The organism is Lewinella sp. W8 (assembly GCF_004375085.3).
In the GTDB taxonomy this organism is placed as follows: Bacteria; Bacteroidota; Bacteroidia; order Chitinophagales; family Saprospiraceae; genus Neolewinella.
Genome location: NZ_SNAQ03000026.1, coordinates 17,832 through 30,627, shown reverse-complemented (window position 1 = coordinate 30,627; position 12,796 = coordinate 17,832). Strand labels below are relative to the sequence as shown.

General features: G+C 57.3%; 11 protein-coding genes. 8 read left to right on the top strand and 3 right to left on the bottom strand.

Going from position 1 to position 12,796, the window contains the following annotated elements:
- Positions 1–34: 34 nt before the first annotated feature.
- Positions 35–646 (top strand): hypothetical protein, encoded by a 612-nt coding sequence (locus E1J53_RS22015; protein ID WP_134274588.1) that lies wholly within the window; start codon positions 35–37, stop codon positions 644–646.
- A 1-nt stretch (position 647) separates the two neighbouring features.
- Positions 648–1,904 (top strand): coproporphyrinogen-III oxidase family protein, encoded by a 1,257-nt coding sequence (locus E1J53_RS22010; protein WP_134274587.1) that lies wholly within the window; start codon positions 648–650, stop codon positions 1,902–1,904.
- Between the two features lie 115 nt (positions 1,905–2,019).
- Here E1J53_RS22010 and E1J53_RS22005 read toward each other — a convergent pair whose 3' ends face one another.
- Complete coding sequence (locus E1J53_RS22005; protein WP_134274586.1) at positions 2,020–3,594, bottom strand: glycine--tRNA ligase; 1,575 nt, start codon at positions 3,592–3,594, stop codon at positions 2,020–2,022.
- Positions 3,595–3,923: 329 nt separating this feature from the next.
- Between E1J53_RS22005 and E1J53_RS22000 the strand changes: the two genes are divergently transcribed.
- Positions 3,924–4,472: a hypothetical protein gene (locus tag E1J53_RS22000; protein ID WP_216650087.1), complete on the top strand. Its 549-nt coding sequence runs from the start codon at positions 3,924–3,926 to the stop codon at positions 4,470–4,472.
- A gap of 359 nt (positions 4,473–4,831) precedes the next feature.
- Here the strand turns inward: E1J53_RS22000 and trmB are convergent, their stop codons facing one another.
- Positions 4,832–5,572 (bottom strand): tRNA (guanosine(46)-N7)-methyltransferase TrmB, encoded by a 741-nt coding sequence (gene trmB, locus E1J53_RS21995; RefSeq protein WP_134274584.1) that lies wholly within the window; start codon positions 5,570–5,572, stop codon positions 4,832–4,834.
- 137 nt (positions 5,573–5,709) lie between these two features.
- On the opposite strand from trmB, the gene E1J53_RS21990 reads away from it, so the two are divergent.
- Complete coding sequence (locus E1J53_RS21990; RefSeq protein ID WP_134274583.1) at positions 5,710–7,047, top strand: hypothetical protein; 1,338 nt, start codon at positions 5,710–5,712, stop codon at positions 7,045–7,047.
- Between the two features lie 8 nt (positions 7,048–7,055).
- Here the strand turns inward: E1J53_RS21990 and E1J53_RS21985 are convergent, their stop codons facing one another.
- Positions 7,056–7,517: a hypothetical protein gene (locus E1J53_RS21985; RefSeq protein ID WP_134274582.1), complete on the bottom strand. Its 462-nt coding sequence runs from the start codon at positions 7,515–7,517 to the stop codon at positions 7,056–7,058.
- 334 nt (positions 7,518–7,851) lie between these two features.
- On the opposite strand from E1J53_RS21985, the gene E1J53_RS21980 reads away from it, so the two are divergent.
- The 4 genes from E1J53_RS21980 (at position 7,852) to E1J53_RS21965 (ending at position 12,779) form a co-directional block, all read left to right on the top strand.
- Positions 7,852–9,099 carry an efflux RND transporter periplasmic adaptor subunit gene (locus tag E1J53_RS21980; RefSeq protein WP_134274581.1) on the top strand — a complete coding sequence of 416 codons (1,248 nt, stop codon included), beginning with the start codon at positions 7,852–7,854 and terminating at the stop codon, positions 9,097–9,099.
- Positions 9,100–9,106: 7 nt separating this feature from the next.
- On the top strand, positions 9,107–10,603 hold the full coding sequence (locus E1J53_RS21975) for a TolC family protein (RefSeq protein ID WP_134274580.1): 1,497 nt from the start codon (positions 9,107–9,109) through the stop codon (positions 10,601–10,603).
- 133 nt (positions 10,604–10,736) lie between these two features.
- Complete coding sequence (locus E1J53_RS21970) at positions 10,737–11,402, top strand: ABC transporter ATP-binding protein (RefSeq protein ID WP_134274621.1); 666 nt, start codon at positions 10,737–10,739, stop codon at positions 11,400–11,402.
- Positions 11,403–11,450: 48 nt separating this feature from the next.
- Positions 11,451–12,779, top strand: a complete 1,329-nt coding sequence (locus E1J53_RS21965; RefSeq protein WP_134274579.1) for an ABC transporter permease — start codon at positions 11,451–11,453, stop codon at positions 12,777–12,779.
- Positions 12,780–12,796 lie beyond the last annotated feature (17 nt).

The window sequence follows — 12,796 nt, the reverse complement described above, 5'->3', positions numbered from 1 at the left end:
ACAAGTCGCGGCCTCCGCGAAAAAAATAGAAACTATGGTTGTCATTCCTCCTTACCTGCGCTTTGCCCTGATTGGTGTCTGCCTGCTGGGCGGCATTGCACTCTGGGTGAGTATGGGTATCTGGTACGGCATTTTCTTTGTCCTCACCGGGCTCATCCTGCTGGGCGGCTACATCTTCCTGGGCACGGTAGCCCCGGCGGCAAAGAAGATTCAGGTGCAGGACTTTGACGGAGCAGAAAAAATTCTGAACCTGACGCTCAAGCCCTCCTGGCTTTACAGCGCCAACCAGGCCTTTTACTACATGATGCGCGGCAACATCGCGCTGAGCCGCAAGGACATGGTGGCCGGGGAAGCCTGGCTCCGCAAGGCGGAAAGCATCGAGATTCCTACGCCCACCGAACGGGCGACCCTCCAGTTCCAGCTGGCCCAGATTGAATTTCAGCGGAAGAACTTTTCTGCCGCCAAGAAGTACCTCAAAAAGGCCAAGGAGGCCAACATCAAGATTCCCCAAATCCGGGAACAGATGGACATGCTGGACCAGGCCCTCAAGCAGTCCGGTCAGATGAAGGCTGCCCAGCGGATGGGCAAGCAGGGCCACCGGATGATGGGCCGCAGCGGCAAGCGCCGTCGCCCCCGCAACCAGTAGGATGCTCTACCTCCACATCCCCTTCTGCAAACAAGCCTGTAGCTACTGTAATTTCCACTTCAGCACCAACCTGAAGCCCCGCCGTGCCGTGCTCGACGCCCTGGAAATGGAGCTGCGCTTACGCCGGGAGGAACTGCCCCCCGGGCCCGTGTCTTCCGTTTACTTCGGCGGCGGAACGCCTTCCTTGTTAACGGCGGAGGAACTCGAACGTATTTTTGCCGTGTTGGTGGAGATGGAGTATTTAGGGCAACGGTCCCGAGTTCCGTTCAGCTCGTCGGGATCGCCGATTCTTGATAGAATGCAGCGAAGTGCGGGTGCCACGGATTCCGGTCAGGAGCAAAGCTTCCCGGAAATCACCCTCGAGGCCAATCCCGACGATCTTGATCGGGCCACCATTGAGCTGTTGGCCGCCTCCCCGATAAACCGCCTCAGCATCGGGGTGCAGAGCTTCTTCGAGGAGGACCTGCGCTTCATGAACCGCGCCCACAACGCCGAGGAGGCCCGCCGGGCCATCGACGCTACGGTGGCCGCTGGTTTTCACAACTCCAGCATCGATCTCATCTACGGCGGACAGACCACGACCGACGCCATGTGGGCCGACAATCTCCGGATCGCCGCCGACCTTGGGGTGCACCACATCTCCTCCTACGCCCTGACCGTGGAGCCCAAAACGGCCCTCGGCCATCAGGTAGCCACCGGTGAGGTGGCCGATACCGACGACGCCAAATTCTCCCGCCACTTCGATATGCTCGTCGATGGCCTCACGGCGGCCGGCTATGAGCACTACGAAATTTCCAACTTCTGCCTGCCGGGCCAGCAATCCCGCCACAACAGCGGATACTGGAGCGGACGGCCCTACCTGGGCGTTGGTCCCGGAGCCCACAGCTTTAACGGGCAGCGCCGCCGGCGCTGGAACGTGGCCAACAACAACCGCTACGCTAAACTCTGGCCCGAGATTGATTCCCCCGCGGCCTACGCCGCGGCCGAAGGCCTGCTCTACGAGCAGGAACACCTCACCGATACCGACCAATACAACGAATACGTCATGACCGGCCTGCGCCGGGCCGTCGGGATTCCCCTCGCCAACCTGGAAGACCGCTTCGGCCCCGAAAAGCGGGCCCACTTCGTCAAGAGTCAGCGAGAAAACGTGGCGGCCGGCTACTTCCGGCCCATCGATCCCTCCGCTCCCGTCTACGCCCTCAGCCGTACCGGTTGGAAACTGGCGGACGGGATTGCGGCGGATGCGTTTTGGGTGTGAAGACCTTGGTTTCGACGCTGTGCGTCGGCCTTTTCACATTTTCGACGCATAGCGTCTTAACCTGAGAGACTATTGCGCAGAGGGGGCATTTTCGACGCATAGCGTCTTAACCAGCTTACTTCCCCGCCTCCGCCAGCAGCGTGGCCATGTCGACCTTGGGGCCGATAAAGCCGGCCAAATCTTCGATCTTGACGCGGGCCTGTTCCAGGGTGTCGCGATCCCGGACGGTGACGGTGCCGGGGGCCTCGCCGTCGGCGAGGGAGTCGAAGTCGACCGTGATGCAGAAGGGCGTACCCACGGCGTCCTGACGACGGTAGAGTTTACCAATGGCACCGGTGTCGTCGTACTGCACGTCAAAGCGGTAGCGTAGGTCGTTGAAGATGTCCTTGGCCATGTTCACCAACCGCTCATCGTTGCGCTTCAGGGGCATGATGGCCGCTTTGATGGGCGCAATGGCGGGGTGCAGGGCCAGTACGTCACGGCGCTTGTTCGGGTCATCCTGACCTGGCACCTGTTCCTCGCGCAGGGCGTGGCTCATGGTGGCCAGGAAGAGGCGGTCGGCACCGATGGAGGTTTCGAGTACGTAGGGAACGTAGCTTTCCTTCGTCTGGGGATCGAAGTACTGCATCTTCTTGCCGGAGAGCTCCTGGTGGGCACCGAGGTCAAAATCAGTGCGGCTGTGGATACCTTCGAGTTCCTTAAAGCCGAAGGGAAATTCAAACTGAATGTCTACGGCCGCATCAGCGTAGTGGGCCAAATTTTCGTGGTCGTGGAAGCGGAGTTTTTCGGCGGGATGACCAAGAGCCTTATGCCACTTCAGGCGCGTTTCCTTCCAGTATTTGTACCATTCCATCTGGGTGCCGGGCTGGATGAAGAATTGCATCTCCATTTGCTCGAATTCCCGCATCCGGAAGATGAACTGTCGGGCGACGATCTCGTTCCGGAAGGCCTTACCGATCTGAGCGATACCGAAGGGAAGCTTCTGACGGGTGGTCTTCTGTACGTTGACGAAGTTGACGAAGATACCCTGGGCGGTTTCGGGACGGAGGTAAAGTTTGCCCTCTTCGCCGGCGATGTTACCCAGCTGGGTGGAGAACATCAGGTTGAACTGACGGACGTCCGTCCAGTTCTTGCTGCCGGTGTCGGGGTCGGCAATGCCGAGGTCTTCGATAATTTGTTTCAACTCGGCCATATCGCCATTGGTCATGGCGGTCGCCAGGCGGGTACCGATCTCGTTGTGCTGCTTGGCGTAGCGCAGCACGTTGGGGTTGGTCTCCCGGAACTGGGCTTCGTCAAAGTCGTCGCCAAAGCGTTTCTTCGCTTTAGCGATCTCCTTATTGATCTTACCCTCAATTTTGTCCATGAAGTCCTCAATCAGCACGTCAGCGCGGTAGCGCTTCTTGCTGTCCTTGTTGTCGATCAGCGGATCGTTGAAGGCATCCACGTGACCACTGGCCTTCCAGGTTTTGGGGTGCATGAAGATGGCTGCATCAATACCGACGATGTTGTCGTGCAGCTGCACCATGCTTCGCCACCAGTACTCCTTCAGGTTGTTTTTCAGCAAGACCCCGTTCGGACCGTAATCATAGGCGGCGGCCAGACCATCGTAGATCTCACTACTCTGGTAAATAAAACCGTACTCCTTGGCGTGGGCGGTTAGCTTCTTAAAGTCAGCGGCAATCGTAGACATGGGGTGGGAAAATTCAGAATACTGTAGTGCGTAGAAAGGTGATGGCCAGCGAAAAAAGTTGCGAATGGACCAGCATCTCCCCCGCGATCATTTTGGAAGGCGCAAAGATAAGGAATGTTCTGGTTGCTGGTTGCTGGTTGACGAGTTGCTAGTTACTGGTTGCTGGGGAGTTCGTCGGCCGAGGCAAAAACGGCTTCGCCGTTAGCGGCTCGTCCGCCGAACGGTGTTCGACTTTTTGCACCAACTGTACCTTAACGTAGAGAGTTGGATCAAAGAAGGGCAATAAATAAACTCCGGGTCGTTTCCTTACCGTAGATGATGTAGAGACCGTGAATAAAATCTTGAAAAGAGCCTTGTTTATTTTGGCCATTCTAGTACTGGCTAAAGGCATGCTTTTCCGTGCGACGATCTCATATACCTCTGTTGGACAACGTGAGTACCAAATGTCTGCCTACGTTCACGGGGCAGTGATGGCTGACGAAACGACCACTTTTCGTCAAGCGGATATCGACGAACTCATTGATCAAGCCCAAGACCTGACGGCCGCTCGCCTCCGCTTCACTTTTGACCAATCGGATCAGGATCCTGAGTCCGTTTGGAACAATGAACGAGCCAACTGCATCGGATACGCCGCACTTTTTCGGGCCATTCTTCAGGAGCAATTAAATGACCTGGGCCTATCGGAAGACTACACCGTTGAGCATCACGTCGGCAAGCTCTATTTTCTGGGTTTGAATCTGCATAGTTTCCTTGACCATCCCTTTTTCAGGGACCATGATTATAACGTCATCCGCGATGCTGATGGAACAATTATCACTGCAATAGACGTAAGCGTATATGACTACATTGGGATAGCTCGAATCCATCACATAGAATAATGTTCGCGACACATAGGATGAGCTACGCTTCGCTCCGACGCACCCGATGAGCGCTACTTCCTTCTCCTTCGCTTCTGTCTTTTCCTCCAATTCAGGTCGACGATGGGGTGTCACCGAAAACAAAGAATCCTCAAGCAGCGTGGGCATTCCGTTTTTGGAAAAGTAATGGACCAGGCTTGCTCCGCAAGCCGGTCGCCGAGTCTAGGCGGCACGGTGACTTTTTACAGCGTATCATTACTAGGTTAGGCCCTTTAGACCGGCTTGTGGAGCAAGCCTATTCCGAGGGTGCAGTGCCACTTCCTTCTTTATTCTTCCTTCTTCCCTCTTTATTCTTCCTTCTCCTCAGCCTCAGCCTTCTCCTACACCTCCAGCCCCGGAATCCCCTTGCCACCGACAATGTCTCCTTCGGCGCGGAAGCGAAACTGGGTGTAGGTGATGGTTTTTCCCAGGCCCTTGTGGAGTTTTTCGTAGTAGGTTTCCGTGCTCAGCTCCGGGATGGGGAGGGGTTTGCTGTAGATGTCGTTATCGTGGTAGAGGACCTCTACGGCCGGCTGGTCGGCGAAGGTTTCCTGGGTCCAGTCGTAGAGCTCGCGGCTATCCGTTTTAAGGTGTACCAGGCCTCCGGGACGCAGCAGGTAGCGATACTGCCGCAGGAAGCGAGCGGCGGTAAGCCGCCGGTTCTCTTTGCCTTTTTTGAGGAAGGGGTCCGGGAAGGTGATCCATATTTCGTCCACTTCGCCGGGGGCGAAGAAGGCCGCGATGACCTCGATACGGGTGCGGAGGAAGGCGGCGTTATCCAGGCCCTCGGCCTGAGCATTTTTGGCACCCCGCCAGATGCGGGCACCCTTGATGTCTACGCCAATAAAGTTACGGTCGGGATACTGACGGGCCAGGTCCAGGGTATACTCCCCCCGCCCGCAGGCAAGCTCCAGGGTGATGGGGTGGTCGTTCTTGAAGTGATCGCTGGCCCACTTTCCTTTCATCTCCACCGGCGCACCGTTCAGGCCGACGAGCGCGGGCCGGGTGGGGTCAAAGTTTTCGTATACGTTGGGTAAGCGTAGAAGCTCGGCAAATTTTTGAAGCTTATTGCGGGTAGCCATAAAAACTGGACTGCGAAAAATTTAAGGGACGCCAAGCACGTGAGACCGGACTGGCGTTGGGCGGGCAAAGATAAGGAGAGGCGAGCACGCCCAAGGGACTGCTTCCAAATCAAAGCGGAAACTTCTACCTTTAAATCATGGAGGGACCCGGTGAACGTCAAGCCAACTCACTCTCGAAGTGGTTGGATAACCTGCAGCAGGAAAGCTGGCAGTTGGAACTGCTGATTTCCGGCTTTACCGTCTTTTTGCTCATCGCCGGTCTGGAGCCCTACCACGCCCTGGAGGCCGAAGTTGATCGTCTGATGGACACCAGCCTGGCCTTTGATTTATTGGTCTTGCCCTACCAAACCTTCCGGGCGGCCTACTACGTTTTGCTGGCCGGACTCATCATTCACGTCGCCCTCCGCGGACTCTGGATCGCCTGCGTCGGCTTGCGGTCCGTTTCCGGAGATATTGACATCTCAGCGTTGAATTTCCAATCGGGTTTCGCGGATCATCTCGCGAAAAAAATTGGCTCTTTCGATCGGTACATCGAAAGGCTGGAAAATCTGTGTAGCGTACTTTTTGCCTACGTTTTCCTACTGGTGTTCTGCCTCATCAGCATGTTGCTGTACGTAATCTTCGTGGCTGTTCTTCGGGTATTCCTACAGTTTATCCTGGGCACCCCACTAACGAATCAATCGCCCTTTGCGAATCCGGTGGTGGCCTTTTTCCTTGGTCTGGGGATACTGTACTTCATTGACTTCATCACCCTGGGGGCCCTGAAGCGCTGGCGCTGGACGGCCAAGATTTACTACCCCTTTTACCGCCTCGTGAGTTTCATCACCCTGGCTAACGTGTACCGGCCCATCTACTACAATCTGGTGGATAACCCCTTCGGCCGGAAAATGGCCTATCTGGCCATCCCCCTGTTGTTGCTGGTACTCACCGCCATGTCTTTCCAGTACGTCGGGGAATCTTACGTGGCCTACAATCCGGATGAAGAGCCCGGATACTGGTATCGCAGCGAGGTGTATGAAGACCAGGTGGATGAGGTGAACCTGGAGCGCCCCAGTGTGCCCACCCAGTTCGTCGATAATGGATTACTGCCGGTTTTCTTACCCTACCTACCCGCCTTTCACGATCCCAACATCCAAAAAGTATGCCCGGAGCTGGAACCCGGAAAGTATTCGGGGCCCAAGCTTAGGGGAGCCTTTCGGTTGGGTGAAATTGTCAACTTTGATTCCGATGCCGGGCAGCTTCTCGGCTGCATGCAGCAATTGTGGCGCATCCGGATCAATGACTCTACCTATACCGAAGTCCCGCTCCGGTTCTATTATCACCCGGAGCGCAAACAATACGGACTGAGGGGCATCATCCCCGTATATCACCTACCACCGGGAGAACACCAGCTGATGGTGGACCGGTACCGACTGTCGCAAGATCGCATGCAATGGTTTCCGGGAAGGGAAATCTATTTTTCCATCATTCCCTGAACCCTGGTTTAGCGGGCGTAAACGGGATTGGCGCGCTTGCGCTCAATGCGCATGTCGACGTAACGCGTCATGAGGTAGGAGCCGATCAGGCTGATGCCCACTCCTTCCATGAAAATGATGACCGCCGCCGTGAAGGGGCTGAGGGCACCGTCAAGACTGGTGGCCGCCTGCAGTTCACTGAGGAAGGAGGGCGTCAGGATCAGGAAGAACATCATGAAAATGCTGAAGAGCAAAGTGCCCACGAAGCCCACGTACATTCCCTGCACTACGCCACTGACGTAGTTGTTCAGGGTCTTCGGTGACCGTTTCCTCAGACTGCGAATGGCGTAGTACAGTATCACGAGGTGAGCGGTGGCGTTGATCACCCGGAAATCGGGATTGCTGGCAATGCCCGCAAAATAACTGATGAGAAACAGCCCGACGAGGCTGGCGAAAAAGTAGAGACCGTAACGGATGGCAATGGTTTTCATTTGTCCTGACTATTTAAATTTTGAATTATACCGGAAGCATGGTCACTAGCGGAAGCTCCGTCACCAAAGATGGAGTGTTGGGTGTGGTCAGCCGATCATCGCAACGGCGTGCAGGTGCAATGAAATGGAACCCTCGTGCTCAGCCGGGGTGCCACGGTTTTTCCCTTTGGCCATGTGTCTGGGTAGCTTCTTTGAAACCCCATCGGAAGCCCTTCATGTTCGTTTTTGCACGAGAGACTGTCCGATATCGAACAATTACGTAATAGTTTTAATGTAAAAGTGTTTGATTATTAGTGGATTAATTTTTTGGCACGATTCTGGCTGGGTTGTGGGCATGGACCGAACAATTGATCAAAGCACAGTCAGTAAACGTAAGCGCGGCAAAGCTCTCCGCTACTTAGTTATCGTACTTGGCGCCTTTGCCCTGGTGTGGTTGGGTCTGCGGGCACTGCGGCCCTCCATGGATGAGGATACGCTGCGCATGGCGACCGTTGAACGAGGGGAGGTGTTGAACACCATCAACTCCCAGGCTACGGTCCTGCCGGCCTTTGAGGAACAACTCAATGCTCCGGTCGCCACCGAAATCGAAAAAGTATACCTGACCGCCGGTAAGGAAGTGGAAGAAGGTGCCCTGCTGATGACGCTGGACCGCGATTACGTGCGTCTGCAGTTGGAGGGCCGTCGCGACCAGTTGGCCGTGCGGGAAAACAGCGTCGAGTTGCTCAAGATGGAGTACGATCGTGACCTGAAGGAACTCACCTACGACACCGACATCAAAAAGCTGGAGCTGGCCGCCGCCCGGGCCCAGCTGGCCGACGCCAGGCGACTGCTCGAAGTTGGCGGAGCCACCGCCGAAGAGGTGGAAGCCGCGGACCTGAAGGTGAAAATCACCGAACTGGAATACAGTAAGCTGGAAAACGAGCTCAACTACCGCAAGAGTAGCATTGCCGGCCGCAAGCGGGCGCTGGAGCTTGAAGTAGGGATCGAAGAAAAGGAAGTAGCCCAGCTGAGTCGCCGGATGAAGGAGACCGAAGTCCGGGCACCCCGCGCCGGCGTGGTCACCTGGGTAAACGAAAATATCGGGCAGCAGGTGCAGGAAGGCGCGCCCCTGGCGCGCATCGCGGACCTGGGCCGCTTCCGGGTGGAGGGAACCTGCTCGGACCGCTACGCCGACCAGCTGACCATCGGCATGCCCGTGGAGCTGCGCCTGCCCCGAGACCGCATCATGGGCACGGTAACGGCCATCCTCCCCGAAGTCAATGACAACACCCTGCGCTTCCGCGTGGAGCTGGACAACCCCAGCCACGAGGCCCTGCGCCCCAACATGCGGGCGGAACTCTCGGCCATCACGGAAAAGCGCGAGAATGTCCTGCGGGTCCGTAACGGACCGGCCTTCCGGGGCGGGAAACGGCAGTCCATCTTCGTGCTCAACGGCCAGGAAGCCTACCGCCGGGACGTATCCATCGGCCTGCGGAACGGCGACTTCGTCGAGATCGTGGACGGCCTCAAGGCCGGCGACCGAATCATCATCTCCGACACCGAGGAATACGAAACCATGAACCGCTTCAGCCTCAAGGAATAATCACGTCATGAGTAAGCACAAGAAAAATTTTGAACGCCCAAATAATACTATGCTGCGCTACGGATTAACCCTGCTGATTACGGTACTGCTGGGCACCTGCGTCCTCGCCCAAGACGACCTGGTGACCCTGGAAATGCTCCAGAAGGAAGCGGCGCAACAGGCCACGGACGTGCTCATCGCCCAGCAAAACCTGCGCAGTGCCAGCCTGCAGGCGGACGCCTTCCGCGCCGGGCTGAAGCCCCGGCTGGACCTGGTGGCCAACTTCCCCAATTACTTTCAAACCTCCACGGAGGTGATCCAGGAAGACGGAACGGTAGCCTTCCGGGAGGTCGAGCTGAACAACTCCTTTGTCGGTCTTTTCGCCAGTCAGCAAATCGCCTCCACGGGTGGAAGAATTACCCTGGAAAGCCGGCTGCAGCGGACCGATAACCTGGCCCTGGACATGAAGAGCTACAACGGCGCGCCGATTCGCCTGTCTTACCTGCAGCCGATTCTGGCCTTCAACCCCCTGAAGTGGAACCGCGAGCTGTTCCCCATGCGGCAACTGGTCTCCGAACGGGAGCTGGAAGCGGCCCGGGCCGAAGCTGCGCTGATCGCAACGGACCGATTTTTTGACCTGGTCGCCGCCGACCAGGAGCGCCGCATTGCCGAGACCAACAAAACGGCGAACGAACGGCTCTACTCCATCGCCGAGGAGCGGTTTGAGCTGGGAAAAATTAACCGGGGCGATCTGGTGCAACTCCGGCTGGAGCTGGCCAGCGCCGAACAGAACCTGCGCCGTTCCGAGCGACTGGTGGCCGCAGCGTCCGCCGCCATTTTTCAGCTGCTGGGTAAAACCTACGGAAACGAGCTCCTCGAACCCGCCCTGCCCGAAGGAGAGGTGGAGAGCGCCATCACGACGGAGAAGGCCCTGCGCCTCCTCAAAGACCGCCGCCCCGAGCTGCTGCGGGCCCGGTTGGCCAACCGGGAGGCCGCGCGGGACGCCGATCAGATCAAGCGCGACCTGGGGCCACGCATCGACCTGGAGGCCCGTTTCGGACTGGTGCGCAACGACCTGGAGCTGGCGCCCATCTACTCCGACCCCCGTAGCGAACGCATCCTGAGCGTCAACCTTACCATGCCGATCCTGGACTGGGGGGAGCGCCGGGCACTGACCAAGCGCGCCAAGGGCGAACGGGCCCTCACCGAAGAAATCGGCCGGCGCGTAGAGATGAACCTTACCTCCGAATTGCTCCAGCTGCTGGAGCAGTGGAAAATCGTGCAGGAAGAACTGGCGCTGGCCACCGAAATCAAGGACCTCGCCAACGAAAGATTCCGCATCAGCCAGGAAAGCTACACCCTGGGGGCCATCCCCCTGACCGAGCTGACGCTGGCCCAGCGAAACCGCGACGAAAATACCCGCGCCTACGCCGCAACCCTACGGGCTTACTGGCTCACCTACGCCCGGCTGGCCCGACTGACCCTGTGGGACTTCATCAATAACCAGCCCCTGGGCGAAGAATAGATTATACCTCAACCCAATACCCCAATAAGACCACTTCCTTCACCGCAACATCACCATAAATTATCACGCCATGTCTACTTCCACCTCCACCTCCCTCGATCCGGCCATGAAGCCCTCCGCGGCATCCATGCCCATGATCGAACTCAACGGAGTAAGTAAATTTTACCGCACGGAAACCATCGAAACGCTGGCCCTCTCCAAGCTGAACCTGACCGTGCCGACGGGAGAGTTTCTGAGCATCATGGGCCCCTCGGGTTGCGGTAAGTCCACGCTGCTGAACATCATGGGCCTCATCGACGAGCCCAGCGAAGGAACGGTTACCCTCGCCGGGGAGCGGATTACGGATTACAACGGCTCCTACATCGCCCGTTTCCGCAACGAACAACTGGGCTTCATTTTCCAGAGCTTTCACCTGATCAATGACCTGTCGGTGGTCGACAACGTGGAGCTTCCCCTGCTGTACCGGAAAGTGGGTGGGAAGGAACGCCGTCGCCTGGCCCAGGAGGCTCTGGAGCACGTAGGGCTGAGCAACCGTATGTCTCACTTCCCGAACCAGCTGTCGGGCGGTCAGAAGCAGCGCGTGGCCATTGCCCGGGCCATCGTCGGGCGGCCCAAGATCATCCTGGCGGATGAGCCTACGGGTAACCTGGACAGCCGGATGGGCGACGAGATCATGGACATCCTGCTGCGACTCAACAAAGACCTCGGTACGACGATCGTGATGGTGACCCACGACGAACGGATGGCCAAAAAGACGCACCGCCTGATTCGCCTCAGCGACGGAGAACGGGTAAGCTAAGCCTGGAAATCGTCCACCTTTCTTCCCGTACCAAGAAATCCATTTATCATGATCAAGAATTATTTCTTACTCGCCCTGAAGGTGCTCAAGCGCAAGCCATTTTACACCTTCGTCAGCCTCTTCGGCATCAGCTTCACGCTGATGATCCTGATGGTGCTTACCTCGCTCTTTGACGCGATCCTGGGCAACAATAAACCCCTCACCGATCGGGACCAGCTGGTCATCATGCCCATGATCGAGCGGACCCGCACCGAAACCGACACCATCCTCCGGATTGACACCATCGCCATGCAGGGCGGGGAGATGCGCTACGATACCTCCTACACCTACGAAGACGACATCGTCTCTACGTCCAACGGCCCCATCGCCTATCCCTTCCTGGAAAAACACTTCACCAACCTGGACGGCGCAGTGAACTACGCTTTCTACAACGATAATACCCACATCGATGGTTATCTGGAAGGGCGGAAGTTTACCCTGAACTCCTACTACGTCACCCACACCTACTGGGAGATATTCGACTTCAACTTCCGCCACGGCACGGAATTTTACGAGGCCGACGTGGAGTCCGCCAATCAGGTGGTGGTCATTACGGATAAGGCCGCCAGGGAATACTTCGGAGAAGTGAGCGAAGGCGTGATCGGCCAGGAGATGGTCCTCGGTGAAAAAACCTTTACCGTCCGGGGGATCGTGGAACGTCCCCTGAGTGACAGCCCCATGTTTGCCGGCGATATCTACATGCCCGTAACGACCACCGACCCCCGCGAGCTTTCCTCTACGGAAGTTTATGGTGGTTTCGGCGCCGTCTTTCTGGCCAAAAGTCCGGAGGGTAGGCAAGCCATCATGGATGAGATCAACAGCTTCGCCGAAAATTATCAGATGCCGGCCGACAGCTACCACGACGCCATTGAGATGTTTAACTCTACCTTCTTTGAGGGCTACGCGATGGGCCTGCTGGGAGAACGGGACCCCAAAGTGGCCACCCGCACCCTCTTCATTCCCATCATTGTGCTGATTCTGCTCTTCGTGGCGCTGCCCCTCATCAACCTGGTGAACCTGAACAACGGCCGGGTGCAGGAGCGCCGATCGGAAATCGGGGTACGCAAGGCCTTCGGGGCCAACTCCCGCGATATCCTCCTGCAGTTCATCTTTGAGAACCTGGTACTGACCGCCATCGGCGGAGTGATCGGCATGGCCCTGGCCCTGGGGCTCATCAGCTACGTCAACCAGCAGGACGTCCTGGGCATCACCCGCCTGTCTTCTTCGCCGGAGGTATTCCTCTACTTCCTGTTGGTGGTACTGATGTTTGGCTTCCTGTCGGGCATTTTACCGGCCTACCGCATGAGCCGCACCAACGTTGCCAATTCCCTCCGCTAAGCCATTTCCTCATCCAA

What these genes read in the sequence shown, in the direction of transcription:
- E1J53_RS22015 (WP_134274588.1), top strand. Translation starts at nt 35, where the DNA reads ATGGTTGTCATTCCTCCTTACCTGCGCTTTGCCCTGATTGGTGTCTGC.
- E1J53_RS22010 (WP_134274587.1), top strand. Translation starts at nt 648, where the DNA reads ATGCTCTACCTCCACATCCCCTTCTGCAAACAAGCCTGTAGCTACTGT.
- E1J53_RS22005 (WP_134274586.1), bottom strand. Translation starts at nt 3,594, where the DNA reads ATGTCTACGATTGCCGCTGACTTTAAGAAGCTAACCGCCCACGCCAAG.
- trmB (WP_134274584.1), bottom strand. Translation starts at nt 5,572, where the DNA reads ATGGCTACCCGCAATAAGCTTCAAAAATTTGCCGAGCTTCTACGCTTA.
- E1J53_RS21990 (WP_134274583.1), top strand. Translation starts at nt 5,710, where the DNA reads ATGGAGGGACCCGGTGAACGTCAAGCCAACTCACTCTCGAAGTGGTTG.
- E1J53_RS21985 (WP_134274582.1), bottom strand. Translation starts at nt 7,517, where the DNA reads ATGAAAACCATTGCCATCCGTTACGGTCTCTACTTTTTCGCCAGCCTC.
- E1J53_RS21980 (WP_134274581.1), top strand. Translation starts at nt 7,852, where the DNA reads ATGGACCGAACAATTGATCAAAGCACAGTCAGTAAACGTAAGCGCGGC.
- E1J53_RS21975 (WP_134274580.1), top strand. Translation starts at nt 9,107, where the DNA reads ATGAGTAAGCACAAGAAAAATTTTGAACGCCCAAATAATACTATGCTG.
- E1J53_RS21970 (WP_134274621.1), top strand. Translation starts at nt 10,737, where the DNA reads ATGATCGAACTCAACGGAGTAAGTAAATTTTACCGCACGGAAACCATC.
- E1J53_RS21965 (WP_134274579.1), top strand. Translation starts at nt 11,451, where the DNA reads ATGATCAAGAATTATTTCTTACTCGCCCTGAAGGTGCTCAAGCGCAAG.